Below are 25,475 nucleotides of genomic sequence, written 5' to 3'. Positions count from 1 at the left end.
CCCTACACTGGGAGTGGACACAAAACAAAAACCCCGCCGAAGCGGGGTTTTCATTACGACCCTAGCGGTTAGATCGCGCCACGCTGACGCAGCACATCCAGCACCAGCTTCACGCCTTCATCAACGCTGACCGACTGGGTGTCGATCACCAGGTCCGCATCCAGCGGCACGTCGAACGGGAAACTTTCGCCTGGGATGTTGTCGCCACCGGCAGCGTACAGACCTTGCGGATCACGCTCGCGGCAGACCAGCGGGGAAGCCTGGACGTAAACGGTCACCAGACGCTCCTTACCGATCAGCGCCTTGGCCTGCTCGCGGCCTTCGGCATCCGGGGCGACGAACGCGGCCAGGGTCAGCAGGCCGGCTTCGTTGAACTGGCGCGCCACATGCGCGGCGCGGCGCCAGTTCTCGGTGCGGCCCGCGCGATCCTGCGCCAGGCCTTTGTTCAGGTCGTGGCGCAGGTTCTGGCCATCGAGCACGTAGACCGCACGCCCCATGTCGAACAGCTTGCGCTCCACGGCGTAAGCCAAGGTGCTCTTGCCCGCGCCGGACAGGCCGCTGAACAGCACAGTGGCTGGCTGCTGGCCGAAACGCAGGGCGCGCTCTTCGGTGGAAACGTGGGCCAGTTTGCCGTGCTGACCACTGCTACCGTGCGGCAGTACCGCAGGCGCGATGATCATGCCGGCGCCAACGGTGCCGTTGGTCAGACGGTCGATGACGATGAACGCGCCCGTGGTGCGGTTGCTCTCGTAGCCGTCCAGGGCGATGGCGCTGTCCAGCGAAACCTTCACCCGGCCAATCTCGTTCAATTGCAGGGCACTGGCAGCGCCCTGCTCCAGGGTGTTCACATCGACCTTGTGGGTGATGCTGGCGATCGAGCCTGGTACATAGCTGGTAGCGCGCTTGATGTCGTACTTCTTGCCTGGGAGCATCGGCTCCTCGGCCATCCACACCAGCATGGCGTCGAACTGGTCGGCCACCTGCGGCACGTTGTCGGCATGCACCAGCAGGTCGCCACGGGAGATGTCGATCTCGTCTTCCATGGTGAGGGTGACCGCCTGGCCTGGGCCTGCGTTCTCCAGCTCGCCTTCGTAGGTGACGATCGACTTGACCCGGCTGCTCTTGCCCGACGGCAGCACGACGATTTCATCGCCCTTGTGCACCACGCCACCGGCGATGGTACCGGCGAAGCCACGGAAGTTCAGGTTCGGGCGGTTGACGTACTGCACCGGGAAACGCAGGTCGGTAACGTTGCGGTCGGCGGCGATCTCGACGGTCTCGAGGATTTCCATCAGCGCCGGCCCGGTGTACCACGGCGAACGCTCGCTGCGGTTGACCACGTTGTCGCCCTTGAGCGCCGACATCGGTACGAAGTGCAGGCTCGAAGGCTTGAGGTTGATGCCCTCGGCGAACTTCAGGTAGTCGGCCTTGATGGACTCGAACACCTGCTCGTCGAAGTTCTTCAGGTCCATCTTGTTGATGGCCACGACGATGTGCTTGATGCCCAGCAGGGACGCGATGTAGCTGTGGCGGCGGGTCTGGGTCTGCACGCCGTAGCGGGCATCGACCAGGATGATCGCCAGGTCACAGGTGGACGCACCGGTGGCCATGTTGCGGGTGTACTGCTCGTGGCCCGGGGTATCGGCGATGATGAACTTGCGTTTGGCGGTGGAGAAGTAGCGGTACGCGACATCGATGGTGATGCCCTGCTCGCGCTCGGCCTGCAGGCCGTCCACCAGCAAGGCCAGGTCGACTTCCTCGCCCGTGGTGCCGGATTTCTTGGAGTCGCGGGTGATGGCCTCGAGGTGGTCCTCGTAGATCATCTTGGAGTCATGCAGCAGGCGCCCGATCAGGGTGCTCTTGCCGTCATCCACGTTGCCGCAGGTGAGGAAACGCAGCAGTTCTTTACGCTCGTGCTGAGCCAGATAAGCGAGGATGTCTTCGCTGATCAAATCGGATTGGTGCGACATGGAGTAACCCTGAAAATTAGAAGTAGCCCTGACGTTTCTTGTCTTCCATGGAGCCTGCGCCATCGTGGTCGATGACCCGGCCCTGACGCTCGGAAGTACGCGTCAGCAGCATTTCCTGAATGATGTCGGTCAGCGTTTCGGCCTCGGACTCGACAGCGCCCGTCAACGGGTAGCAGCCGAGGGTACGGAAACGCACCTTCTTCTTGACGATGCGGGCTTTCTCTTCCTCGGAGAGGTGCTCGAGGATGCGCGCGTCGTCGATCATGATCAGGGTGCCGTTCTTCTCGATGACTTCACGCTCGGCAGCGAAGTACAGCGGCACGATCGGGATGCCTTCGAGGTAGATGTACTGCCAGATGTCCAGCTCGGTCCAGTTCGACAGCGGGAAGACGCGAATCGATTCGCCCTTGTTGACCTTGCCGTTGTAGATGTTCCACAGCTCCGGGCGCTGGTTCTTTGGGTCCCAGCGGTGCTTGCTGTCGCGGAACGAGTAGACGCGCTCCTTGGCGCGGGACTTCTCTTCATCGCGACGCGCACCACCGAAGGCGGCATCGAAGCCATGCTTGTCCAGCGCCTGCTTCAGACCCTGGGTCTTCATGATGTCAGTGTGCTTGGAACTGCCATGGGTGAACGGGTTGATGCCCTGCGCCACACCCTCAGGGTTGACGTGAGTGATCAGGTCCAGGCCCATGTCCTCGACCATCTTGTCGCGGAAACGGTACATCTCCTGGAATTTCCACTGGGTATCGACGTGCATCACCGGGAACGGCAGCTTGCCTGGGAAGAAGGCCTTGCGCGCCAGGTGCAGCATGACCGCGGAATCCTTGCCGATCGAGTACAGCATCACCGGGTTATCGAACTCGGCGGCCACCTCGCGGATGATGTGGATGCTCTCCGCCTCCAGCTGTTTCAAGTGCGTCAGATTGTCGACCATGGCTACTCACGTAAAACGATCTTATGGACGGCCTGCGGGCCGTGTTCGAGCGAGCCACTTTATCACAGCGCCTGATTCTATTTAGACGGCGAGCTAGATCGAAACAATCTAACCATATGACTGGGGGTTTGGCTCAGGCCCACGGAGGGCTTAGATAGGATTGGGACAGTCGATGAACAGATGCTCCAGGGCGAATCGGCGCGCTAGGTATTCGCCCAGCGCCTGCACGCCATAGCGCTCGGTGGCGTGGTGCCCGGCGGCGATGAAACTGATACCGTTCTCACGCGCGCTGTGGAAGGTCTGCTCGGAGGCCTCGCCGCTGATGAACAGGTCAACGCCAGCGGCGATGGCCGTATCGATATAGCCCTGCCCACCGCCTGTGCACCAGCCGACCCTGCGGATCATCTGCTCGCCTTCGATGAGCAGCGGCTCACGCCCCATCGCTTCCTGCACCCGACGGGCGAAGTCGCGCGCCGAGAGCGGTTCGGCCAGCGACCCTACCAGGCCGACGACCTTGGGATTGGCAGGATCCAACGGTCCTTCGACGGTAATCTCCAACTGCCGCGCCAGTTGCACGTTGTTACCGACGTCCGGGTGTACGTCCAGCGGCAGGTGGTAGGCCAGCAGGCTGATATCGTGCTTGAGCAGGGTTTTCAGGCGGCGCTGCTTCATGCCGGTGATGCAAGGGTTTTCGCCCTTCCAGAAATACCCGTGATGGACCAATACCAGGTCTGCATCCGCCTCGACCGCGGCATCCAGCAGTGCCTGGCTGGCGGTGACGCCGCTGACGATACGGCTGACCTGCGGACGGCCCTCGACCTGCAAGCCATTGGGGCAGTAGTCCTGGATCTTCGCGCTGCCCAGGTAGCGCTCGGCTTCCTCGACCAGGGTATTGAGGGCGACGGCCATGAAAATCTCCTCGAAATCTGCGTTTTTGCGGGTTTCAACACCCGTATAATGGCCGCCATTATGGGCCGTCGCCGACCTCGGGGGAACCGCTGCCAGGTTCTCCGTACACCGCGTACACTCGCCCCCATGCCACGCTTGCGGGCGCCGTGGGCCGGGCTTGCGCGATGATATCGCAAGCCGTCGCCGCCCGACTTTTTCAGGTGTATCATCGCGCGCGCTTGCGCCCTGGGCCGCACTGAAGCGGCCCGCGCCCTACTTCCAGGACTCGTTCATGTTCAAGGCTCTGCGTTACTTCGGCTGGCCCCTGCTTACCGGCGTACTGATCGCCATCCTGATCATCCAGCGTTTCCCGCAATGGGTCGGCCTGCCGAGCCAGGACGTCAACCTGCAGCAGGCGCCACAGACCACTCGCATCATGCAGGGCCCGGTGTCCTACGCCGATGCCGTGACACTTGCCGCCCCAGCGGTGGTCAACCTGTACACCACCAAGGTGGTGAACAAGAGCACCCATCCACTGTTCGAAGACCCCCAGTTCCGCCGCTTCTTCGGTGACAACCTGCCTAAGCAGAAACGCTGGGAGTCGAGCCTGGGTTCGGCGGTGATCATGAGCCCCGAAGGCTACCTGTTGACCAACAACCACGTTACCAGCGGCGCCGATCAGATCGTCGTTGCCCTGAAGGATGGCCGCGAAACCCTGGCTCGGGTCATCGGCAGCGACCCGGAAACCGACCTGGCGGTACTGAAGATCGACCTGAAGAACCTGCCAGCGATCACCATCGGCCGCTCCGACACTATTCATATCGGCGACGTCACCCTGGCCATCGGCAACCCATTCGGGGTTGGCCAGACCGTGACCATGGGCATCATCAGTGCCACAGGCCGCAACCAACTGGGCCTTAACAACTACGAAGACTTCATACAGACCGACGCTGCGATCAACCCGGGCAACTCGGGCGGCGCGCTGGTCGACGCCAATGGCAATCTGGTGGGCATCAACACGGCAATCTTCTCCAAGTCTGGCGGCTCCCAGGGCATCGGCTTCGCCATCCCGGTCAAGCTGGCCCTGGAGGTAATGAAGTCGATCGTCGAGCATGGCCAGGTGATACGTGGCTGGCTCGGCATCGAGGTGCAGCCGCTGAGCCAGGAACTGGCTGAGTCGTTCGGCATGCAGGGGCGTCCGGGCATCGTGGTGGCAGGGATCTTCCGCGACGGGCCGGCGGCGCGTGCGGGCCTACAGCTAGGCGATGTGATTTTGAGCATCAACGGCGAACCGGCCGGCGACGGACGTAAGTCGATGAACCAGGTAGCACGGATCAAGCCGACCGACAAAATCACCATCGAGGTGATGCGCAACGGCAAGCAGATCAAGTTGATCGCCGAGGTGGGGCTGCGTCCGCCACCGGCGCCGGTGACTGCGCAGGAAGAGAAGTAAGCACATTGCCTGGGGCTGCGGTGCAGCCCTGTAGGAGATCACCCAGCCCTTTGGGCTGCGCTGTCGCGCAGAGAACTGATTTCGCAAGCGCTCCGCGTACCCTGTGGGAGCGGCGGTTCGGCGCCCCGACTTGCCCGCGAAGCAGGCGACTCGGTGGATGGCACCGGCTTTGCCGGTGTTCGCGGGCAAGCCCGCTCCCACAGATTCCTTCTAAATCAACAAGTTATGTGTAGTTCTATGAGAGCGGCCTTGTGCCGCAATGGGGCGCGTAGCGGCCCCAAGGATTCAGCTTCGCAGCCAATACCCCCGGGGCCGCTTTGCGGCCCTTTCCGGCCGGTCCGGCGCCCCGGCAAGGCCGCTCCTACAGTTGATCGTGTCAGCTACCCATTCGCATCAATGCAGGATCTGGCTCAGGAACAGCTTGGTCCGATCACTGCGCGGCCGGTCGAAGAAATCATCCGGCGCGGCCTGCTCGACGATCTCGCCTTTGTCCATGAAGATCACCCGGTTCGCTACGGTGCGGGCAAAGCCCATCTCATGGGTCACGCAGAGCATGGTCATGCCGTCTTCGGCCAGGCTGACCATGGTGTCGAGCACCTCCTTCACCATCTCCGGGTCCAGCGCCGAGGTCGGCTCGTCGAACAGCATGATCTTCGGCTTCATGCACAGTGCCCGGGCAATCGCCACGCGCTGCTGCTGACCACCGGACAACTGCCCCGGATACTTGTTTGCCTGCTCTGGAATGCGCACGCGCTCAAGGAAGTGCATGGCGATTTCCTCGGCCTTGCGCCGCGGCATCTTGCGCACCCACATCGGCGCCAGGGTGCAGTTTTCCAGGATGGTCAGGTGCGGGAACAGGTTGAAGTGCTGGAACACCATGCCCACCTCGCGGCGGATGGCCTCGATCTGCTTGAGGTCGTTGGTCAGCTCCACGCCATCGACGACGATGCGCCCTTGTTGATGCTCCTCCAGCCGATTGAGGCAACGGATGGTGGTGGACTTGCCCGAGCCCGATGGCCCGCACAGCACGATGCGCTCGCCCTGACGCACGTTCAGGTTGATGTCCTTGAGCACGTGGAACTGGCCATACCACTTGTTCACGCCCTGCATCTGGATGATGCCTTCGGGGCCGGCAGGCTGCTTGATCGCTTCACTCATTTCGAAACTCCTAACGCTTGTGGCCAGTGTCCAGCTTGCGCTCCAGGTGCATGGAGTAGCGGGACATACCGAAACAGAAAATCCAGAACACCAGGGCCGCGAACACGTAGCCCTCGGTAGCCATGCCCAGCCAGGCCGGGTCTGCGGCGGCTTGCTTGACGCTGTTGAGCAGGTCGAACAGGCCGATGATGATCACAAGGCTGGTGTCCTTGAACAGGGCGATGAAGGTGTTGACGATACCGGGGATCACCAGCTTGAGCGCCTGGGGCAGGATGACCAGGCCCATCGCCCGCCAGTAGCCCAGCCCCATGGCAGCGGCTGCTTCGTACTGGCCCTTGGGGATGGCCTGCAAGCCACCGCGCACCACTTCGGCGATGTACGCCGACTGGAACAGGATCACGCCGATCATCGCCCGCAGCAGCTTGTCGAAGCTCATGCCTTCTGGCAGGAACAGCGGCAGCATCACCGAGGACATGAACAGCACGGTGATCAACGGCACGCCGCGCCAGAACTCGATGAAGGTCACGCAGACCACCTTCACCGCCGGCAGGTTGGAGCGCCGCCCCAGCGCCAGCAGGATACCCAGCGGCAAGGCGCCGACGATGCCCACAGTGGCGATCACCAAGGTCAGCATCAAGCCGCCCCATTGGCTGGTGGACACGTTGTCGAGCCCCAGCGCACCGCCGTGCAGCAGGGTGTAGGCGATGATCGGGTACAGCACCAGGAAACCCAGGCCGTATACCGCCTTGCGCGGGAAGCGCTTGATGAACAACGGCGCAGCACCGAGCACCGCCAGCCAGACGGTCAGATCGACCCGCCAGCGCAACTCTGCCGGGTAGTAGCCGTACATGAACTGACCGAAGCGTTGTTGCACGAACACCCAGCAGGCGCCTTCCTTGGTGCAATCGGCACGGGTGGTGCCCACCCAGTTGGCGTCGATGAACGCCCATTGCACCAGCGGCGGCACGATCAGCCACACCAGGTACAGCGCGAACAACGTCAGCAGTGTGTTGAGCCAGTTGGAGAACAGGTTCGCCCGCATCCAGGCGAGCACGCCCACGGTTTTCACCGGTGGCGGCATATCAGGTTTGAAAACATGGGCTGTCACGGTTGGACCCTCACCGCTCGATCAGCGCGATGCGCTTGTTGTACCAGTTCATCAGCAGCGAAATGCTGATGCTGATGGCGAGATAGACGCTCATGGTGATGGCGATCACCTCGATGGCCTGGCCGGTCTGGTTGAGCACGGTACCGGCGAACAGCGAGACCATCTCGGGGTAGCCGATACCGGCGGCCAGCGAGGAGTTCTTCGCCAGGTTCAGGTACTGGCTGGTCAGCGGCGGAATGATCACCCGCAGCGCCTGCGGGATGATCACCTTGCGCAGCGTCGGGCCTTCGCGCAGCCCCAGCGAGCGGGCAGCCTCGGTCTGGCCGTGACTGACCGAGCGGATGCCCGAGCGCACGATCTCAGCGATGAACGCGGCGGTATAGATGGTCAGCGCCAGGGTCAGGGCCAACAACTCGGGGATCAGCACCCAGCCGCCAACGAAGTTGAAGCCCTTGAGTTCAGGCATTTCCCAATGCACCGGGCTGCCGAACAGCGCGGCACACACCCCGGGGATACCCATGAACATCAGCAGGCCGACCCAGAACTTGTGGAATGGCTCGCCGGTCTGCTCGAAGCGTTGGTTGGCATAACGCACCATCACCGCGATGGCGACGATCGCCAGCAGCAGCGCCACCACGAACGGCCAGAAGCCCTCGGCCATCGAGGCGCCGGGCATATTCAGGCCACGGTTGCTGATGAAGAAGGTGTCGTCGATATTGATGCTGCCGCGCGGCCCCGGCAGGGTGAGGAACACCGCGAAGTACCAGAACAGGATCTGCAGCAGTGGCGGGATGTTGCGGAAGGTCTCCACGTACACCGTGGCCAGCTTGTTGATCATCCAGTTCGGGGACAGGCGTGCCACGCCGATGATGAAGCCCAGCAAAGTGGCCAGGATGATGCCGATGAAGGTGACCAGCAGCGTGTTGAGCAGGCCGATCAGGAACACCCGGGCGTAGCTGTCCGATTCCACGTAGGGGATCAGGTGCTGGGCGATGCCGAAGCCCGCGCTGCGCTCGAGGAAGTCGAAGCCGGAGGTGATGCCCCGGTGTTGCAGGTTGGTTTGCGTGTTATGGAACAGGTACCAGCCCAGGCCGACCACGAAGACCACCGTGACGATCTGGAACAGCCACGCGCGCACCCGTGGATCGCTCAGGGAAAAACCCTTTTGTGCGCCGATTCGATTTTGCATGAAGTGCCCCGGAAAGAAGGGATTCGAACGACCCGCGGCGGCAGGGTGCCGCCGCGGGGAGCAGCCATCAGCGCACAGGAGGCGCGTACTGGATGCCGCCGTTGTTCCACAGGGCGTTCAGACCACGGTCGATCTTCAGGTCGGTGCTCTGGCCCAGGTTCTTCTCGAACACTTCGCCGTAGTTGCCGACTTGCTTGACGATCTGCACGACCCAGTCCTTCGGCAGCTTCAAGTCCTTGCCATACTCGCCGTCACCACCCAGCAGACGGGCGACATCCGGGTTCTTGGTGGACTTGGCTTCAGCCTCGACGTTCTTCGAGGTGACGCCAGCCTCTTCAGCGTTGAGCATGGCGAAGAGGGTCCACTTGACGATGCTGAACCACTCCTCGTCGCCCTTGCGCACGACCGGGCCCAAAGGCTCCTTGGAGATGGTTTCCGGCAGCACGACGTACTCGGTCGGGGCGGCGAGCTTGGAGCGCTGGGCGAACAGCTGCGACTTGTCCGAGGTCAGCACGTCGCAACGGCCCGACTCCAGCGACTTGGCGCTCTCGTCGGAGGTGTCGAAGGTGATCGGGGTGTACTTGAGGTTATTGGCACGGAAGAAGTCCGAGACGTTCAGCTCGGTGGTGGTACCGGCCTGGATACAGATGGTCGCGCCGTCGAGTTCCTTGGCGCTGGAGACGCCAAGCTTCTTGTTGACCAGGAAGCCTACGCCGTCGTAGTAGGTGACGCCGGCGAACATCAGGCCCATGCCGGCATCGCGCGAGCTGGTCCAGGTGGTGTTACGCGACAGCACGTCGACTTCGCCGGACTGCAACGCAGTGAAGCGCTCCTTGGCGTTGAGCTGGCTGAACTTGACCTTGGTGGCATCCCCGAAAACGGCGGCGGCCACGGCGCGGCACACGTCGGCGTCGATGCCGACGATCTTGCCTTGGGCGTCAGGTACCGAGAAGCCCGGCAGACCATCGCTCACGCCACACTGGACGAAGCCCTTCTTCTTCACCGCATCGAGTGTGGCGCCGGCCTGGGCGAAGCTGGTGGCGCCCAGCGCGGCGGCAGCGGTCAGGACTGCCAGGGTGGTTTTCAACATCTTCATTCACAACCTCCAAATCGCTCTTGTTGTACGAGCCGGAATTGCACCGCACCCTTATGAGGCGCATCCGACCCCTTGTTGGCTTGTTCTTGGGTCAATTGGCGCAATGAGCTGTTCTGTGACAGCCTTCGAATCATACGAAGAGGTGTTACCTATACAGGTCCACCCATTCGCATGAGTCAAGACATAGCAAAGCGCGTACCACAGTCGAAGGCTTAAGCGATTAAGCGGGAGTCAAGTAGGAAAAGTTGTAGAGTTGCGACATCTTTTTCTGGCATTAACCCTCCCTGCCTTCTTTTTACGCACTTAATGTGAACGCACGCACTTTTTCGGAGCAGTGATGACCCAACCGTTGATTCTCGAACCCCAGCAAACCGCAGACGCATGTGTGATCTGGTTGCACGGCCTGGGCGCCGACCGTTACGACTTCCTACCGGTCGCCGAATTCATGCAGGAACGCTTGCCCAGCACCCGGTTCATCATGCCCCAGGCCCCTACCCGCGCAGTGACCATCAACGGCGGCTACGCCATGCCCAGTTGGTACGACATCAAGGCCATGACCCCGGCCCGGGCAATCGATGAAGCGCAACTGGACGAGTCGGCCGAGCAGGTCATCGCGCTCATCAAGGACGAGCAAGCCAAGGGCATCAGCCTGTCGCGGATCTTCCTGGCGGGCTTCTCCCAAGGCGGGGCCGTGGTCCTGCACACTGCTTATATAAAGTGGCAAGAGGCGCTGGGCGGGGTGATTGCCTTGTCGACCTACGCGCCGACCTTCAACGATGCCCAGCAACTGAGCGCCTGTCAGCAGCGCACCCCGGCGCTGTGCCTGCATGGCGTGCATGACCCGGTGGTGATTCCGTCGATGGGCCGCACCGCGTTCGAATACCTCAACACCTGGGGCGTGGCCGCGCGTTGGCACGAGTACCCGATGGAGCACGAAGTGGTGGTCGAAGAACTCAGCGACATCCACGCCTGGCTGAGCAAGCAGTTGCAGTGAGCCTGTAGTCCGTCGCGCCTGCCACTACGCCGCGCCCGTTTCTTGCATTACACTGCCCGGCGTACATTCCTTAATCAGTTGACGAGACGACCGTGCTCAAGGCACTCAAGAAAATATTCGCCAAGGGTGACGCCGCCGAGCCTGTCCCCGTGACCGCACCCACACCCGCTGCGCAACCGGCGCCAGCTGCCGCGCGCACGCCCGCCAAGCCGAAGCCACCGAGCAAGCCACGCGGCGAGGCAAAACCCACGCAGGCCGCGCCCAGCGAGCCGCCCGCCGCGCCCAAGCCGCGCCGTGAGCGCAAGCCCAAACCCCAAGCCAGCCTGTGGAAGCCCGAGGACTTCGTGGTCGAGCCTCAGGAAGGCAAGACCCGTTTCCACGACTTCAAGCTCTCCAACGAGCTGATGCACGCCATCCACGACCTGGGTTTCCCCTACTGCACGCCTATCCAGGCACAGGTGCTCGGCTATACCCTGCGTGGCCAGGACGCCATTGGCCGTGCCCAGACCGGCACCGGCAAGACCGCTGCGTTCCTGATCTCGATCATTTCGCAACTGCAGCAGGTGCCACCGCCCAAGGAACGCTACATGGGTGAACCGCGGGCGCTGATCATCGCCCCGACCCGCGAGCTGGTGGTACAGATCGCCAAGGATGCCGCCGCACTGACCAAGTACAGCGGCCTGAACGTGATGAGCTTCGTCGGCGGCATGGACTTCGACAAGCAGCTCAAGGCCCTGGAGGCGCGTCACTGCGACATCCTGGTGGCCACACCGGGCCGCCTGCTGGACTTCAACCAGCGCGGCGAGGTGCACCTGGACATGGTCGAGGTGATGGTGCTGGACGAAGCCGACCGCATGCTCGACATGGGCTTTATCCCCCAAGTCCGGCAAATCATCCGCCAGACCCCACCCAAGAGCGAACGCCAGACCCTGCTGTTCTCGGCCACTTTCACCGACGATGTGATGAACCTGGCCAAGCAGTGGACCACCAACCCGGCCATCGTCGAGATCGAGCCGGAAAACGTGGCCAGCGAGACGGTCGAGCAGCACGTCTACGCCGTGGCCGGCAGCGACAAATACAAGCTGCTGTACAACCTGGTGACGCAGCACAAGTGGGAACGGGTGATGGTCTTCGCCAACCGCAAGGACGAGGTGCGCCGCATCGAAGAGAAACTGGTGCGCGACGGCATAAACGCCGCTCAGCTGTCGGGCGATGTGCCGCAACACAAACGCATCCGCACCCTGGAAAACTTCCGCGAAGGGCGCATCACCGTGCTGGTGGCCACCGATGTCGCTGGCCGGGGTATCCACATCGATGGCATCAGCCACGTGATCAACTTCACCCTGCCGGAAGACCCGGACGACTACGTGCACCGCATCGGTCGTACCGGCCGGGCCGGCACCAGTGGGGTGTCGATCAGCTTTGCCGGCGAAGATGATTCCTACCAGTTGCCGGCAATCGAAGAGCTGCTGGGGCGCAAGATCAAATGCGAAATGCCACCGGATGAGTTGCTCACGCCGGTCCCGCGCAAACACCACTGATCGGCGCTCCGATTTACCCGCGAACCGGGGCCCAGCCCCGGCCATCGCTCAACAATCTACCACCGCTGCGCCGCATCCTGGTCACTCTGCTTGCCTTCGACCCACCGGGGCCCTTCCTGGGTATTTTCTTTCTTCCAGAACGGCGCCCGGGTCTTGAGGTAATCCATGATGAAGTTGCAGGCATCGAACGCCGCCTGCCGGTGCGCGCTGGCGACCCCGACGAAGACGATCGGCTCGCCCGGCTCCAACGCCCCGATCCGGTGCAGCACCTCGACCTTGAGCAGCGGCCAGCGCCCCTCGGCTTCGACCACGATCTTGGCCAACGCCTTCTCGGTCATGCCCGGATAGTGCTCGAGGAACATCCCTGCCACCTCGCGACCGTCGTTGAAGTCACGCACATAGCCGACAAAACCCACCACTGCCCCGACGCCGACGTTGGCGGCGTGCATGGTATTGACCTCCAACCCCGGATCGAAGGCAGATTGCTGAACCCGTACGCCCATGTTCAGCCTCCGGTCACCGGTGGGAAGAAGGCCACCTCATCGCCGTCCTCAAGCGGTTCGTCGAGCCTGCACAGCTCTTCGTTGCGCGCACACATGAGGTTCTGCTCGGCCAGTAGTGCATAGTGCCCGCCCTTGGCTACCAAGGTCTGGCGCACATCGTCGAGCACCGCGAATTCACCGTCGAGGCGTTCACCATCGAGCCCGAGTAGTTCGCGGTAGCGCGCGAAATACAGCACCTTGATCTTCATCAGCCCTGCACCTTGTAGTGGCCGCTCTTACCGCCCGTCTTCTCCAGCAGGCGCACCTGTTCGATGACCATGCCCTTGTCCACCGCCTTGCACATGTCGTAGAGAGTCAACGCGGCAACGCTGGCGGCGGTCAGCGCTTCCATCTCCACGCCAGTCTGCCCGGCCAGCTTGCAGCGCGCGGTGATATGCACCGTCTGCTCATCTTCGGCGACCAGCTCGACCTTGACGCTGGTGAGCATCAGCGGGTGACACAGCGGGATCAGGTCGCTGGTCTTCTTCGCCGCCTGGATGCCGGCGATACGCGCCACGGCGAACACATCGCCCTTGGGGTGTTGGCCATCGACGATCATACGCAGCGTGGTGGGCAACATGCGCACACGCGCCTCGGCGATCGCCTCGCGGGCGGTCACGGCCTTTTCGGTGACGTCGACCATGTTGGCGCGCCCCTGGGAATCAAGATGGGTCAGCACAGCTTTGCTCCTGGGAAGGGAGCCTGAAGTTTAAACCCGCCGGTCAAGTTCCCGCATAAAAATATTGCCGCCAGGCTGGGCCGGCACAGCGACACATAAAATGCAAAAATATAATTTCAAAACAACAATAAAATTACTATTTTCGATAATTAGCTTATTCCAAAAAAACCCTTCCAATGGTTTTTTTATGGGATTAAGTTCGCTTAACCAGCCGGTCCCACCTGCCGTCCCTTCCCTCGAACACGCTTTTCAGCTGCACCCTCGCCACGGGCCAGTGCCAGGCTTAATGAATGAGTTCTGACATGCCAGCAACCGCCTCTTCTATACATCGCCACACACTCACCCTGTCACTGCTACTGGCGGCCATCCCCACCGCCAGCCACGCCGCGAGCGAAGACACCCAGCTCGGCACGGTCACGGTGATTTCCACCGGCGTGCGCGGCCAGGAGCGCACACTGGCCGACAGCCCGGCGCCGATTGACGTGATCAACAGCGAACAACTGCTCAAGACCGGGCGCGCCGAGCTGTCTGAGGCGATTTCCAAACTGCTGCCGTCGTTCAACTTCGGCACCAACATCGCCGGCTACAACTCGGTGACCCGGCCCTTGAGCAACCGCAGCCTGGGTCCTGCCTACACCCTGGTGCTGGTCAACGGCAAACGCCGCCACAATGGCGCCACCGGCCAACGCGGGTCGATCGACAACAGTGGCGCCAATGCCGTGGATATCGACCTGATACCGGTCAGCGCGGTCGACCATATCGAAGTGCTCAAGGACAGCGCCGCCGCGCAGTATGGGTCCGATGCCGTGGCCGGGGTGATCAACATCATCCTCAAGTCCAGCAGCGTCGGCGGGCATGTCGAGAGCAGCTACGGCAAGCTGTTCTCCGGCCAGGGCGAAACCCTCAAGCTGGCAGGCGACCAAGGCTTCAGCCTCGGCGAGGGCGGTTTCCTGCATCTATCGGCCGATGCCCGCAAACGCGGCAACGCCTCGTGGAACGACAAGGCCGACGGCAGCGTACGGGCCTTCCAGGACCCCGCCAAGGAAGCGGCCTGGAACCGCGAGGCTATCAAGAACGGCGACCCCGACCTCAAGGCGTTCAACGTCGCCTACAACGCCGAGCTGCCGCTGGACGACCTGACCCTGTACTCGTTCTCCACCTATGGCGAGCGTGATGCCGAGGCGGCCAACTATTTCCGCCTGCCTACCGGCAGGGCAGCAGTCCCCGAGGTGTTTCCCGACGGCTACTATCCGCTGAACAACATCAAGGACCGGGACTACCAGTTCCTGTTCGGCGCCAAGGGCCTGGCAGCAGAGTGGAACTGGGACCTGAGCACCACCTACGGGCGCAACAACGTCCACCACTCCAGCGACCTGAACATCAACCCCTCGCTGGGCACTGCCTCGCCCACCCGCTTCGACAACCTGGCCACGTTCCGCTTCGAACAGTGGGTCAACAACCTGGACATCACTCGCCACTACGACAGCCTGTTCGACCTCACCTCGCCGGTACAGGTGTCGGCAGGCCTGGAGCATCGCTGGGAGCGCTTCAGCACCTTCGCTGGCGACCCAGCGGCCTACCTGACCGGCACCTACCCTGCCGCCTCCGGCGCGCAGGCGGCGGTGACCATCCGCCCGGAGGATGAAGTCAGCCTGATCCGCAACAACTATGCGGGCTACCTGGACCTGGGCTTCGACCTTACCGAACGCTGGTTCCTCGATGTTGCCGGGCGCGTGGAACACTACGATGACGACTCGGGCAATACCTTCGGCCTCAAAGTCAACTCGCGCTACGAACTGACCGACACGGTGGCTGTACGCGGTACCGTCGGCACAGGCTTTCGCGCCCCCTCGCTGACCCAGATCGGCTACACCGTGGCAGACAACCGAGTCGCCACTGACGTCAACGGCAACGTGTTGCCTGCGGTCACCCGCCTGACCCCCTCCGGCAGCGCACTGGCCAAGGCGCTGGGCGGCGATGACCTCAAGCCCGAAAAATCCCGCAACCTGGGCCTGGGCCTGACCTGGCAACCGGCGCCACGTACCAGCATCACCGCCGACGCTTACCTGATCGACATCGATGACCGCATCGCCCTGACCACCAATATCTACGACCAGGGCAACGGCGTCATCAATGCCATCCTTGCCGCCCAGGGCGTGGCGCCGGGGACCTGGGTCAACTACTACACCAATGCCTTCGATACCCGCACCCGTGGTCTGGACATCGTCGCCGACCACACCACCGCGCTCGGTGCCTGGGGCGATGTGCGCTGGAACCTGGCGTTCAACTGGAACAAGACCACCATCGAAGGCACCCGCGACACCCCAGCCGCACTGGCCAACTCCGGGGTGAACGTGGTGGGTCGAGACCGTGAAGGCGACTTGACCGAAGCCTCGCCCAAGACCAAGTGGATCATCGGCGCCAACTGGAAGATCGCCGACCTCGCCGTCAACCTGCAAACCACCCGCTATGGCGCGGTCAAGACCCTGGCCGTCAATCCCAGCGGCGACCGCAGCTTTGGCGCGAAATGGATCACCGACCTGGATGTGAGCTACACCTTCGGCGAGCACCTGACCGTCAGCCTGGGCGGCACCAACATCTTCAACGAGCGCCCGGACGATCATGCGGTGTACAGCGCCCTGGGCCTGGCGCCTTATGGCAACCCGCCCTTCTACCCAGGTGGGGGCTATTGGTACACCAAGCTTGCGTATGACTTCTGAGCAAACAGGGGCCGCGTTGCGGCCCCAGTTGGCTCAGGCCAGGCCGGGCGGAAACCGTCCGGCCTGGAAGGTCTACAGGTGCGACTCGGCGTACTCGGCCAGGACCGAGCGCGGCACACCCTGTAGGGTAATGTGCACGCCGTGGGGGAAGTCCTTGAAGCGCTCGGTCAGGTAGGTCAGGCCCGAGCTGGTCGCGGACAGGTAGGGGGTGTCGATCTGCGCCAGGTTGCCCAGACAGACCACTTTCGAGCCGGATCCTGCACGGGTGATGATGGTCTTCATCTGGTGAGGCGTGAGGTTCTGGCACTCGTCGATCAGGATCAGGCTCTGCTGGAAGCTACGTCCACGGATGTAGTTCAACGACTTGAACTGTAGTGGCACCCGTTCGAGGATGTACTCGACACTGCCGTGGGTGCTCTCGTCATCCATATGCAGCGCTTCGAGGTTATCGGTGATAGCGCCCAGCCAAGGCTCCATCTTCTCAGCCTCCGTGCCCGGCAGGAAGCCGATCTCCTGGTCCAGCCCCTGCACGCTACGAGTGGCGATGATACGGCGGTAACGCTTGCTGACCATGGTCTGCTCGATGGCCGCAGCCAGCGCCAGGATGGTCTTGCCGGAACCGGCGGCGCCGGTCAGGTTGACCAGGTGGATATCCGGGTCGAGCAAGGCGAACAGCGCCAGGCTCTGGTGGATATCACGCGGCTTGAGGCCCCAGGCCTCCTGGTGCAGCAGCGGCTCCTGGTGCAGGTCGAGCAGCAGCAGTTCGTTCTCGCGTACGCCCTTGATCCAGCCAACAAAGCCTTGTTCGTCGATGATGAACTCGTTGATGTGCACCGCCGGCAGGCTCTCGAGCAACTGCACGCGATGCCAGGTACGACCCCGTTCCTGGCGGGTGTCGACCTTGCTGACGCGGTCCCAGAACGAACCGCTGACCGAGTGGTAGCCCTTGGACAGCAAGGACACGTCGTCGACCAACTGGTCGGTGCTGTAGTCCTCGGCAGCGATCCCGCAGGCGCGCGCCTTCAGGCGCATGTTGATGTCCTTGGTGACCAGGATCACGTCCAGGTCGGCACGCTTGGCGCGCAAGTCCAGCAGCTGGTTGATGATGATGTTGTCGGCGAGGTTTTCCGGGAGCAGGCGATTGGGCTCGTTGCGCGTGCTCATGAGAATGGACAGGAAGCCCTTGGGCCCGCTCTTGCCACGCTGGATCGGCACGCCCTGCTCGACATCGCTGGGCGACGCATCACCGAGGGTCTGGTCGATCAGGCGGATGGCCTGGCGGCAGTCGGCGGCGATGGTGTGTTTACCGGTCTTGAGCTTGTCGAGTTCCTCCAGCACCGTCATCGGGATGGCGACGTGGTGCTCCTCGAAGTTGAGCAAGGCGTTAGGGTCGTGAATCAGGACGTTGGTATCGAGCACATACAGGATTGGCTGGGTGGAGGAAGGGTTGCGTCCTTGGTCATCCATACTCGGTCACCTTATGTGATAGCGACACGGCGCGAACTGCTGCACCGCAGAGTGACCGCCGTTCTCCCCGTATCCGCGTCGTTACGGGCGGGGAGCGCACCTGACAGGAGGGCCTGGATGACGCCACCTGTCTGCAGGATTCGGCTGTCTGACTCCTTGATACCGCAAAAAGCATGACCGAAAAAAGTCTTTTTACGCATTGGTGAAGTTTATTTTTCGGAATGACGAACAGGGCTTGGCGCGGGCGCCGGGCAGGAATAAAGTCAGAGGTCAGGCGATGGCGATGCGTATTTTCCAAATCCGATTACCAGGCCCTTGCGTGTGATGCACGTGAAGTGACCGAGGCTCGACACCCGCCGCCCGTGCTACTCCCGCTCCCCGTACGCCTTGCACTCCTCCCAGCCGATCCCGCTCTGCGCCGTGTGCTGCAACAGCCATTGCAGCGCAGGCTGCGCCTTGGGCAGGCCATCACGGAACTGGATCACCCCCTTGCGCCACAGCAGCATCAAAGTCAGCACCCGCTGCGCCGACGCCTGCGCGCTCAGCGGCCCGTCATCCTGTGCATCGATATCCCACAGCGACACACGCAGATCCTGGCTGGCCATGAACGCCTCGCCATCCGCGCGGCGTTGGCCATAGGGTGGGCGGAACAGCGGCACGTACTGTTCAGGCAGCTCGGCCTGCACCTGGGCCTGGCTGCGCCGCAGCGACTCCTGCCAGCCCTGCCACTGGGCATGCGAGCGGTACTCCCAGCCCTGGATGCCTACGCAGTGCTCGGCATACAATTGCGTCACGGGCCCTGTATCGCGGCGTTGCTGCAAGCGCTTGCCGAGCACGAAGAAAATGCCGTCGAGCTTCTGCCGACGCAGGTAGTCAGTCAGCACGTCGGTGCTGCCCCCCTCCGCGCTCGGCCCGCCCACGAACGTCAGCAGGAACATGCGGTCGTTGAGCGCTTCACCATTGCGCTCGCGGCTGGAGAGCTTTTCCACCTCGCTGCTGGTCTGCGGGAACACCGCCGCCTTGCGCAGTTGCTCGTTCAAATAGCGCACATGGAACTGATGGCTGGGTTCGACCCACCCTGTATAGAACGTGCCGACATCGCTGGCGAACGTAGCCGATTGCGTGCGCAGATCGGCCATCGACGTCACTGGATAGCAGAACGATGCATCCTGCTCGCAACTGCGCTGGGCCTGCTGGTAGCTGGTCCACAAGCGCTGCCACATGCGCGCGCGCAGCGCACGGATCACCGTCAGGTTGACCTGCTTCAAGCCAAGCCGGGTGGCCAGCGCCTGTTCGTCGAGCATCTCGCTCTCGTGCAGCACCCGCGCGAACGACAGGATCTCGGCCCGCGAGGCCACGTCGAACAACGCCGGGCTGTCGAGCTTTTCCGGCCACAGCTCGCGGTCGAAGCTGACGAAGTCCGCCGGGGCGGCCTGCGCGCCGACGCTGAGCAGCCCGGCCAGCAAGGCAATAGCGATACGCACGATGAACGATCTCCCTGAGAGGCATGGCGCGCACTATAGCGCGCCACTGCTTGATGGTCCGTGACTATCGTCGGCATAGTTTGGCGTTGCTCGGCCAGCCCCGTAGAATCGCCCTTACGATTACAGGAGCCGAACCGATGCTGACGGTGATTTCCCCCGCCAAGACCCTCGACTACGACACCCCGCCAGTCACCCAACGCCACACCCTGCCGCAATACCTGGACGATTCCCAGGCACTGATCGCGCAGCTGCGCGAGCTGTCGCCGGCGCAGATCGCCGAACTCATGCACCTGTCCGACAAGCTCGCCGGCCTGAATGCCGCGCGCTTTGGCAGCTGGACCCCGGACTTCACCCCGGCCAACGCCAAACAGGCGTTGCTGGCGTTCAAGGGTGACGTGTACACCGGGCTCAATGCCCAGACCCTGAGCGAAGACGACTTCAGCTACGCCCAGGACCACCTGCGCATGCTCTCGGGCCTGTATGGCCTGCTGCGCCCGCTGGACCTGATGCAGCCTTACCGCCTGGAAATGGGCACCAAACTGGCCAACGCCCGTGGCAAGGACTTGTACGCGTTCTGGGGCACGCGCATCAGCGAATGGCTGAACCAGGCCCTGGCCGAGCAAGGTGACGATGTGCTGCTGAACCTGGCCAGCAACGAATACTTCAGTGCCGTGAAAAAGAACGCATTGAAGGCCCGGGTGATCGACGTCGACTTCAAGGACCTGAAGAACGGCCAGTACAAGATCATCAGCTTCTACGCCAAGAAGGCGCGCGGCATGATGAGCCGCTTCGTGATCGAGCAACGCATCAACGACCCCGAGCAGCTCAAGGGCTTCGACGTGCAGGGCTACTACTACAGTGCCGAGCAGTCCAAGCCGGATCATCTGGTGTTCCTGCGCGACCACCCGGCCGAGTGACCTGCCCTGGGGCGGATTCACTGCCCCTCCGGCAACAGCACTTCACCCGCCGTCAGCCCGCTGACCTCGACGCCCTGCGCGACGCTTTGCCCCAGTTGCACGGGCACCGGCCTCGGCGCCTCGCCGGGGTGCGCACGAAACAGCACGTAGGCGCCACCGGCTGCGTCGCTGCGCAGCGCCTCGGCGGGCAAGGCGATGCCCTGTTCGTTGCGATACAGCAGCACGCTCACCTGCGCACTCATGCCCGGTCGAACGCCCTGCGCCGACAAGTCGGGCTGCGCCGGTAGCGTCACCAGCAGGTCGAACCATGCGCCCTGCCCTTCATCCTCGCGGGCCTGTAGCCCGAGGGACGCTACCTGGCCCGGCAACACCTGGCCGGCAAACCCTTCACCTGTGACCTGTACCGACATCCCTTCATGCAGCAGGCCCAAGTCGCCCTCCTGCACCGTAGCAGCCACTTGCAAGCGCTCAAGTTCCACCAACGCCAACAGCGGCATGCCCTGACTGAGCAACTGCCCCGCCTGCGCCAACTGCCCCGGTTGCTGGCCGTCGCCGACGGGCCTTGCCACCAGGCTGGCAAACGGCGCCACCAGCGTCGCGCGAGCGCGCAAGGCAAGCAGTGCAGCGTGGCGAGCCTGGGCGTTGGCCAGCTCCATTTCAGCGATCTGCAAGGCCTCACCTTGCCCGCGCGCGCGGGTCAGGCGCAGTTCATCGTCGGCGCTGGCCAGCTCCTGGGCTTGGGCACTGACCTGCTGCTCTAGGTTTTCCACCTCCAAGCGTGCGACGATGCCTTGCTCGTACAGCCTGCGCGTGGCCGCCAGGGTCGCCTGGTTGGCGCTCAAGGTGCGCCGCGCGGCCACCTGCGCACGCAGCGCCCGGGTGACCTCCGGGCCGGACGCCCAGGCCTGCAAGCTGCGTACCGCGCTACGCGCCTTGAGCCGCTCGGCCTCGGCCTGGCGCAGTTGGATGTCAAGTTGCGCGGTATCGAGCACCGCCAGCGTCTGCCCGGCCTGCACCCGCTCCCCCACCTGCACCGGCAACGCTTGCACCACGCCCTCGAACGGCGCCGCGACGGTAACCCGCTGCGCCGCCTCGATACGCCCGACCAACCCCAGCCGTCGCTCGAGCAGTTGCGGGGCGACCGGCAACCAACGCTGCTCCACCTGCCCCTGGCGTGGCGCAGGCCATGCCCACCACAAGCACAGCCCGGCCAACAGCACCAGCATCACGGCGACGATCCGGTATCTAGTCATCGAGCGTCACATCCCAGCTGTCCAACGTGGTGCCCAGCGTGAGGTCGAGGTCGGCCTGGGCGTCAAGATACGCAATCAACGCTTCAAGCCGTGCGTTCTGCGCATTGCGTAAGTCGCTTTCGAAGCTCAGCACCTGGAAATTACTCGACCTGCCGCTCTCCAGCTTTTGCTGCTCGATCTGCAACTTGCGCTGCGACAACGCTTCGGCACGCCTGGCAATCTCCAGCTGGCGCCAGCGCACCTGAAGGCTGCGCAGCGCATCGAGCACCTGGCGTTGCAGTTCCTGGCGCGCGGCATCGAGCTGTAACTGCTGACGGGCCTGGTTGACCTCGGCGCGCACCAGCTCCTGGCGGCGGGTCAAATCACCAATCGGGATGACCAGCTCTAGCCCCAGGTAGTGCTCCCAGGCCTTTTGCTCGCCGGGGCGCTCGCGCGACTGGCTGGTACCGGCCACCAGCGCCAGGTCCCAGCGCTGCGCATCGCGGGCCAGGTGCAGGTCGAGTGCGGCCTGCTGCCCGGCGATCAACTGCATCAGGTAGGTCGGTTGCAACGCCTCGGCCCGGGCCTGGGCCTGCTGCGGATCGATGTGTACCGGTTGCGCTTGCGTCGCCTCGGTGGCGCGCAGCGGCGTGCCCAGGTCCAGGGCCAGTGCCTGCAACAGCGCCAAGCGACTGGCTTGCAGTTGGTTGCGGCTGTCTTCCAGGGCCAGTTCCTGGCTGGCCACCTCGGCCTCGGTCTGCACGATATCGAAAGCGGCCATGCGTCCGGCCTCGATCATCGCGCGGTTGACCTCCAGCAAGCGGTTCGAACGCCCCAAGGCGTCGCTGGCAATGCGCAACTGTTCCTGGGCACGCAACAACTGGCGGTACAACGCGATGACGCCGGTAATGGTCCGCGCCACGCTGTCCTTGAGCGCGAGGCGGTTGCCTTGTTCGGCCAACTGCGCCTGGCGCAAGGGCGCCTCGGCAACCTGGGGGCCAGCGCCACGCAGCAGGGGCTGAATGAGCGTGAGGTTGGCGCCATCGCGATAGCGCGGACCGAGACGGTCGGCGCGATGCTGGCCGTACGCCCAGTCCAGGCTCAGGCGCGTGCCATAGCGCGTCAGCAGGCTGGCGGTAGGCGCAACTTCTGCGTCGCGATAGCGGTCCTGATGGTTACGATTGGCCAGGTAACGCGCCTTGAGTGCCAACTGCGGGGCGAAGCGGTCACGGGCGACTTTCAGGTCGAACTTCTGCGCGATGCGTTCGAGGTAATCGCTGCGAATCGTACGATTGTCACGCAACGCCAGGGCGATGGCATCGTCCAGGCCAAGCGCCACCTCCTCGCCCTGCGCCCTGGCATGGGCAAGCGCCGATACCGGGCCGGCCTGTCCCGGCGGCTCTTGAGCCAGCACCGCGACCGACACCCACAACAGCCACAGGCAGCCGCGCCGCTCAATCATCACGCAGCGCCGCCACCGGTTGCAGGCGCGCCGCCGCCAACGCGGGCTGCAAACCGAAGAACACACCGATGGCCAGCGCGCTGCCGACGCCCAACGGCAGCGCTTGCGGGTCGCTCACAAAGCGCCAACCCGATCCATGCGCGAAGCCCCACGCCGCCAGCACCCCAAGCAGCGCGCCGAGCACCGCGCCCAGCAACGCCAGGCAAATCGCCTCCAGCAGAAACAGCCAGGCGATATCCACAGGCCGTGCGCCCAATGCCATGCGCACGCCAATTTCGCGGCGGCGCTCGGCAACGCTCATCAGCATCACGTTCATCACACCGACACCGCCCACCAGCAAGGCGATAGCGCCCAACCCGGCCAACAGCCAGGTGAATACCTGCGACTGGCGCGCCATGCCCTCGAGCAATTGGCGCGGCAACAACATTTCGACCTGCATCGACTCAAGCCCCGCGCGCAACGCCTGCTCCAACGCGGCAGCGGCGGCCTGTACCTGGGTCGCGTCTTGCGCCAAGGCAATCACCACGCTGGGCTGGGCCTGTGCGACCAGGCGGCGCAGGCCAGGCAAGGGCATCAGCAGCGCATCGTCCACCGCCACCGGCAGCATCGGGTTGTAACCACGGGGCGCCAGGCGCCCCACCACCTCGAACACGTAGCGACCCAGCCGCAAGTGATCGCCGACCTGCGCGCCGAGGCGCGTCGCCAGATCCGCCCCGAGCACGACGTAAGTGCTGCCATCGTCATGCGCCGACAGCAGACGCCCGTCGGCCACCTCGAACCCCAGTACCTCGGCCAACGCCGGTGTGCTCCCCGCCACCATCACCGACGCGTCCTGCCCGCGCAGACGGGCGTCGGCCACGCTCATCGCCAGCGGCGCGGCGATGCGTATATACGGCACGCGGTCCAGTGCCGGCATCGCCTGCGCAGACCGGGCGCCGGCCTCGGCCGGGATCAGGTTGGCGACCATCAACTCGCTACCCATGCCCTGGAACAACTGCCTGGCGTGGGCCGCCGCGCTGTGGCCAACGTTGAGCAGCGCCACTACCGCCGCACAACCGACGGCGATGCCGAGCAGCGCCAACCAGGCCCGGCGCCCGGACAGACGCAAGCTGGCCAGGCTCTCGCCGATCCGTCGCGACCAGCTCGGGCCGTAGCGCTCAGGCCGCATGCAGCTCACGCACCCGCCCATCGCGCACCTCGAGGCGACGGGCCATCTGCTGCGCCATGCACGGGTCGTGGGTGACCATCAGCAAGGTGACGCCGCGCTCACGGTTGAGCGCCTTGAGCAGGCACAAGATATCGTTGGCGGTTTCGCCGTCGAGGTTGCCGGTAGGCTCGTCGGCCAGCAGCAGGCGCGGTTCGGTCACCAAGGCGCGGGCAATCGCCACCCGTTGGCGCTGCCCGCCAGACAGCTGCGCCGGTCGATGCGCCAGCCGCGCCTGCAAACCCACCGCCTGCAATTGCAGACGCGCCGCCGCCTGCGCCTGGAGCAGCCCGATGCCGCGATAGCACAGCGGCAGGGCCACGTTGTCCAGCGCCGTCAGGCGTGGCAGCAGGTTGAAGCTCTGGAACACGAAGCCCAGCAAGCGATTACGCAAGATCGCCCGCTGCGCAGCCGAGGCCGAGGTCGTGTCGTGCCCGTCGAGGACCACGCGCCCAGCGCAGGGTTGGTCCAGCAGGCCAATGAGATTGAGCAACGTGCTCTTGCCCGAGCCGGAAGGGCCGACGATCGCGCAACTTTGCCCGGCAGGGATGACCAGCGAGATATCCTCGAGCACGGCCTGATCGCCCAGGTAACGGCTGACGCCCTCCAGGGTGACGCTGTCGGCCATCAGTTAGGAGCCTTGCCGGGGTGATCGGCGACAGGATCGGGTTGTTCAGGGGTGACCGGGGGCTCAGCGGGTTTCCATTCGTTGGCGAGCATGTCGATCAGGGAGGTGTTGAAGGTGGGCCAGTCAACCTCAGTGCCGGAAAGTTGCAACCTGAGATTCGTTTCGTAATTGCCCAGCACCTGAGCCTCGTCAATAGCAGGCAAAGATTTGTAGTAGTCGATGATTTCCTGAGTTCCTTGATCGGTGCGCCCTGTTGACTGCCTCTCTACCTCCATTTTTTGAGTGATGTAACGCGTCCATTCACCGTGCTGTGCGCTCATTTCCAAATACGCGGCGCGACGCTCGTTGACCGTAAAATCACCACTTTCGTCATAGGTGATCACGCTTAATTGTTCACGTGTCAGACCGGCAAAAGGGTTAGTCGCCTTACCATTTGCAAAATCCGCTGCCTGCTGCGCACGCGCCAGCAGTTCGGGATCATCCGTGTTCGGCAAATAACTGTCATAAGACAGCTTGTTGAACATATAACTACCACCGGAAATCTGATCCAGGATTTTTTTCGCCAACGCTGAAAGCTCATCACGGGTGAGGTTTTGATCACGTTCAGCGGCACGTTGCGCAGCTGCACTCAGCTGCTGCGAGAGCGCTGAAAGTTTTAACTCGTCTGCACTCTCTTCAGGGCGAGGCCTTTCTGCCTGTACCGACCCCAACACCTCGGTACTCCGACGCACTACAGTTGCGCCCTGTACATGGCTTTGCGTTGCTGTGTTCAGATTGATACCGCTCATTCGTTCACACTCCTGCCACAC

Annotated in this window: 22 protein-coding genes; 5 read left to right on the top strand and 17 right to left on the bottom strand. The window is 63.4% G+C overall.

The features are described from left to right. Positions 1–68 precede the first annotated feature (68 nt). The 3 genes from cysN to ACNFIC_RS16610 form a co-directional block, all read right to left on the bottom strand. Positions 69–1,970 carry a sulfate adenylyltransferase subunit CysN gene (gene cysN / locus ACNFIC_RS16620; RefSeq protein WP_416781461.1) on the bottom strand — a complete coding sequence of 634 codons (1,902 nt, stop codon included), beginning with the start codon at positions 1,968–1,970 and terminating at the stop codon, positions 69–71. 16 nt (positions 1,971–1,986) lie between these two features. Further along, positions 1,987–2,904: a sulfate adenylyltransferase subunit CysD gene (gene cysD, locus ACNFIC_RS16615; RefSeq protein ID WP_416781460.1), complete on the bottom strand. Its 918-nt coding sequence runs from the start codon at positions 2,902–2,904 to the stop codon at positions 1,987–1,989. A 150-nt stretch (positions 2,905–3,054) separates the two neighbouring features. Continuing rightward, positions 3,055–3,813, bottom strand: coding sequence for a Nif3-like dinuclear metal center hexameric protein (locus ACNFIC_RS16610; protein WP_138219882.1), 759 nt, complete (start codon positions 3,811–3,813; stop codon positions 3,055–3,057). Positions 3,814–4,084: 271 nt separating this feature from the next. Between ACNFIC_RS16610 and algW the strand changes: the two genes are divergently transcribed. Then, positions 4,085–5,245: a Do family serine endopeptidase AlgW gene (gene algW / locus ACNFIC_RS16605; protein ID WP_416781459.1), complete on the top strand. Its 1,161-nt coding sequence runs from the start codon at positions 4,085–4,087 to the stop codon at positions 5,243–5,245. 393 nt (positions 5,246–5,638) lie between these two features. On the opposite strand, the gene ACNFIC_RS16600 is transcribed toward algW, so the two are convergent. The 4 genes from ACNFIC_RS16600 to ACNFIC_RS16585 all read right to left on the bottom strand — a co-directional run bounded on the left by ACNFIC_RS16600 (position 5,639) and on the right by ACNFIC_RS16585 (position 9,796). Further along, on the bottom strand, positions 5,639–6,403 hold the full coding sequence (locus ACNFIC_RS16600; protein ID WP_138219878.1) for an amino acid ABC transporter ATP-binding protein: 765 nt from the start codon (positions 6,401–6,403) through the stop codon (positions 5,639–5,641). A 10-nt stretch (positions 6,404–6,413) separates the two neighbouring features. Then, entirely contained in the window at positions 6,414–7,511 is a 1,098-nt protein-coding gene (locus tag ACNFIC_RS16595) for an amino acid ABC transporter permease (RefSeq protein ID WP_138219876.1), read from the bottom strand. A gap of 10 nt (positions 7,512–7,521) precedes the next feature. Continuing rightward, positions 7,522–8,700: an amino acid ABC transporter permease gene (locus ACNFIC_RS16590; RefSeq protein ID WP_138219874.1), complete on the bottom strand. Its 1,179-nt coding sequence runs from the start codon at positions 8,698–8,700 to the stop codon at positions 7,522–7,524. Positions 8,701–8,767: 67 nt separating this feature from the next. Then, positions 8,768–9,796: an amino acid ABC transporter substrate-binding protein gene (locus ACNFIC_RS16585; RefSeq protein WP_138219873.1), complete on the bottom strand. Its 1,029-nt coding sequence runs from the start codon at positions 9,794–9,796 to the stop codon at positions 8,768–8,770. 337 nt (positions 9,797–10,133) lie between these two features. Here ACNFIC_RS16585 and ACNFIC_RS16580 point away from each other — a divergent pair, with 337 nt between their 5' ends. Together ACNFIC_RS16580 and rhlB are read left to right on the top strand one after the other, a co-directional pair. Then, the gene (locus ACNFIC_RS16580; RefSeq protein ID WP_138219871.1) at positions 10,134–10,790 is read left to right on the top strand and encodes an alpha/beta hydrolase; all 657 of its coding nucleotides are present in this window, start codon (positions 10,134–10,136) and stop codon (positions 10,788–10,790) included. A 92-nt stretch (positions 10,791–10,882) separates the two neighbouring features. Next, positions 10,883–12,331, top strand: a complete 1,449-nt coding sequence (rhlB, locus tag ACNFIC_RS16575; protein WP_416781458.1) for an ATP-dependent RNA helicase RhlB — start codon at positions 10,883–10,885, stop codon at positions 12,329–12,331. A gap of 56 nt (positions 12,332–12,387) precedes the next feature. Here the strand turns inward: rhlB and moaE are convergent, their stop codons facing one another. The 3 genes from moaE to moaC are packed head-to-tail and all read right to left on the bottom strand — an operon-like array spanning position 12,388 to position 13,552. After that, positions 12,388–12,834 (bottom strand): molybdopterin synthase catalytic subunit MoaE, encoded by a 447-nt coding sequence (gene moaE / locus ACNFIC_RS16570; RefSeq protein ID WP_138219867.1) that lies wholly within the window; start codon positions 12,832–12,834, stop codon positions 12,388–12,390. A gap of 2 nt (positions 12,835–12,836) precedes the next feature. After that, a complete protein-coding gene (moaD, locus tag ACNFIC_RS16565; protein ID WP_138219865.1) occupies positions 12,837–13,082 on the bottom strand; it encodes a molybdopterin converting factor subunit 1 in 246 nt (81 codons plus the stop codon). After that, entirely contained in the window at positions 13,082–13,552 is a 471-nt protein-coding gene (gene moaC / locus ACNFIC_RS16560) for a cyclic pyranopterin monophosphate synthase MoaC (RefSeq protein ID WP_416781457.1), read from the bottom strand. The genes moaD and moaC overlap by 1 nt, the downstream gene beginning before the upstream one ends. A 302-nt stretch (positions 13,553–13,854) precedes the next feature. On the opposite strand from moaC, the gene ACNFIC_RS16555 reads away from it, so the two are divergent. Continuing rightward, the gene (locus ACNFIC_RS16555; RefSeq protein WP_416781456.1) at positions 13,855–16,272 is read left to right on the top strand and encodes a TonB-dependent receptor plug domain-containing protein; all 2,418 of its coding nucleotides are present in this window, start codon (positions 13,855–13,857) and stop codon (positions 16,270–16,272) included. 72 nt (positions 16,273–16,344) lie between these two features. Here ACNFIC_RS16555 and ACNFIC_RS16550 read toward each other — a convergent pair whose 3' ends face one another. Next, positions 16,345–17,739, bottom strand: a complete 1,395-nt coding sequence (locus ACNFIC_RS16550) for a PhoH family protein (protein ID WP_138219860.1) — start codon at positions 17,737–17,739, stop codon at positions 16,345–16,347. Positions 17,740–18,104: 365 nt separating this feature from the next. Then, on the bottom strand, positions 18,105–19,223 hold the full coding sequence (locus tag ACNFIC_RS16545) for a polysaccharide deacetylase family protein (RefSeq protein WP_416781455.1): 1,119 nt from the start codon (positions 19,221–19,223) through the stop codon (positions 18,105–18,107). Positions 19,224–19,360: 137 nt separating this feature from the next. Here ACNFIC_RS16545 and yaaA point away from each other — a divergent pair, with 137 nt between their 5' ends. Continuing rightward, positions 19,361–20,140, top strand: coding sequence for a peroxide stress protein YaaA (gene yaaA / locus ACNFIC_RS16540; RefSeq protein ID WP_416781454.1), 780 nt, complete (start codon positions 19,361–19,363; stop codon positions 20,138–20,140). 17 nt (positions 20,141–20,157) lie between these two features. On the opposite strand, the gene ACNFIC_RS16535 is transcribed toward yaaA, so the two are convergent. The 5 genes from ACNFIC_RS16535 to ACNFIC_RS16515 are packed head-to-tail and all read right to left on the bottom strand — an operon-like array spanning position 20,158 to position 25,454. Continuing rightward, a complete protein-coding gene (locus ACNFIC_RS16535; protein ID WP_416781453.1) occupies positions 20,158–21,393 on the bottom strand; it encodes an efflux RND transporter periplasmic adaptor subunit in 1,236 nt (411 codons plus the stop codon). After that, the gene (locus ACNFIC_RS16530; RefSeq protein WP_416781452.1) at positions 21,386–22,834 is read right to left on the bottom strand and encodes a TolC family protein; all 1,449 of its coding nucleotides are present in this window, start codon (positions 22,832–22,834) and stop codon (positions 21,386–21,388) included. Before ACNFIC_RS16530 ends, ACNFIC_RS16535 begins: the two co-directional genes overlap by 8 nt. Beyond that, entirely contained in the window at positions 22,827–24,002 is a 1,176-nt protein-coding gene (locus tag ACNFIC_RS16525) for an ABC transporter permease (RefSeq protein WP_416781451.1), read from the bottom strand. The genes ACNFIC_RS16530 and ACNFIC_RS16525 overlap by 8 nt, the downstream gene beginning before the upstream one ends. Beyond that, complete coding sequence (locus ACNFIC_RS16520; protein WP_138219848.1) at positions 23,992–24,666, bottom strand: ABC transporter ATP-binding protein; 675 nt, start codon at positions 24,664–24,666, stop codon at positions 23,992–23,994. The genes ACNFIC_RS16525 and ACNFIC_RS16520 overlap by 11 nt, the downstream gene beginning before the upstream one ends. Continuing rightward, positions 24,666–25,454, bottom strand: coding sequence for a hypothetical protein (locus tag ACNFIC_RS16515; RefSeq protein WP_416781450.1), 789 nt, complete (start codon positions 25,452–25,454; stop codon positions 24,666–24,668). Before ACNFIC_RS16515 ends, ACNFIC_RS16520 begins: the two co-directional genes overlap by 1 nt. Between the last annotated feature and the right edge of the window lie 21 nt (positions 25,455–25,475).

Source organism: Pseudomonas sp. NY15463 (genome assembly GCF_048068415.1).
Taxonomy (GTDB): Bacteria; Pseudomonadota; Gammaproteobacteria; order Pseudomonadales; family Pseudomonadaceae; genus Aquipseudomonas; species Aquipseudomonas mosselii_C.
Note: the sequence above shows the minus strand (reverse complement) of the source record. Positions and strands in the feature narration are given on the sequence as shown.

What these genes read in the sequence shown, in the direction of transcription:
- cysN (WP_416781461.1), bottom strand. Translation starts at nt 1,970, where the DNA reads ATGTCGCACCAATCCGATTTGATCAGCGAAGACATCCTCGCTTATCTG.
- cysD (WP_416781460.1), bottom strand. Translation starts at nt 2,904, where the DNA reads ATGGTCGACAATCTGACGCACTTGAAACAGCTGGAGGCGGAGAGCATC.
- ACNFIC_RS16610 (WP_138219882.1), bottom strand. Translation starts at nt 3,813, where the DNA reads ATGGCCGTCGCCCTCAATACCCTGGTCGAGGAAGCCGAGCGCTACCTG.
- algW (WP_416781459.1), top strand. Translation starts at nt 4,085, where the DNA reads ATGTTCAAGGCTCTGCGTTACTTCGGCTGGCCCCTGCTTACCGGCGTA.
- ACNFIC_RS16600 (WP_138219878.1), bottom strand. Translation starts at nt 6,403, where the DNA reads ATGAGTGAAGCGATCAAGCAGCCTGCCGGCCCCGAAGGCATCATCCAG.
- ACNFIC_RS16590 (WP_138219874.1), bottom strand. Translation starts at nt 8,700, where the DNA reads ATGCAAAATCGAATCGGCGCACAAAAGGGTTTTTCCCTGAGCGATCCA.
- ACNFIC_RS16585 (WP_138219873.1), bottom strand. Translation starts at nt 9,796, where the DNA reads ATGAAGATGTTGAAAACCACCCTGGCAGTCCTGACCGCTGCCGCCGCG.
- ACNFIC_RS16580 (WP_138219871.1), top strand. Translation starts at nt 10,134, where the DNA reads ATGACCCAACCGTTGATTCTCGAACCCCAGCAAACCGCAGACGCATGT.
- moaE (WP_138219867.1), bottom strand. Translation starts at nt 12,834, where the DNA reads ATGGGCGTACGGGTTCAGCAATCTGCCTTCGATCCGGGGTTGGAGGTC.
- moaD (WP_138219865.1), bottom strand. Translation starts at nt 13,082, where the DNA reads ATGAAGATCAAGGTGCTGTATTTCGCGCGCTACCGCGAACTACTCGGG.
- ACNFIC_RS16555 (WP_416781456.1), top strand. Translation starts at nt 13,855, where the DNA reads ATGCCAGCAACCGCCTCTTCTATACATCGCCACACACTCACCCTGTCA.
- ACNFIC_RS16550 (WP_138219860.1), bottom strand. Translation starts at nt 17,739, where the DNA reads ATGGATGACCAAGGACGCAACCCTTCCTCCACCCAGCCAATCCTGTAT.
- yaaA (WP_416781454.1), top strand. Translation starts at nt 19,361, where the DNA reads ATGCTGACGGTGATTTCCCCCGCCAAGACCCTCGACTACGACACCCCG.
- ACNFIC_RS16535 (WP_416781453.1), bottom strand. Translation starts at nt 21,393, where the DNA reads ATGACTAGATACCGGATCGTCGCCGTGATGCTGGTGCTGTTGGCCGGG.
- ACNFIC_RS16530 (WP_416781452.1), bottom strand. Translation starts at nt 22,834, where the DNA reads ATGATTGAGCGGCGCGGCTGCCTGTGGCTGTTGTGGGTGTCGGTCGCG.
- ACNFIC_RS16525 (WP_416781451.1), bottom strand. Translation starts at nt 24,002, where the DNA reads ATGCGGCCTGAGCGCTACGGCCCGAGCTGGTCGCGACGGATCGGCGAG.
- ACNFIC_RS16520 (WP_138219848.1), bottom strand. Translation starts at nt 24,666, where the DNA reads ATGGCCGACAGCGTCACCCTGGAGGGCGTCAGCCGTTACCTGGGCGAT.
- ACNFIC_RS16515 (WP_416781450.1), bottom strand. Translation starts at nt 25,454, where the DNA reads ATGAGCGGTATCAATCTGAACACAGCAACGCAAAGCCATGTACAGGGC.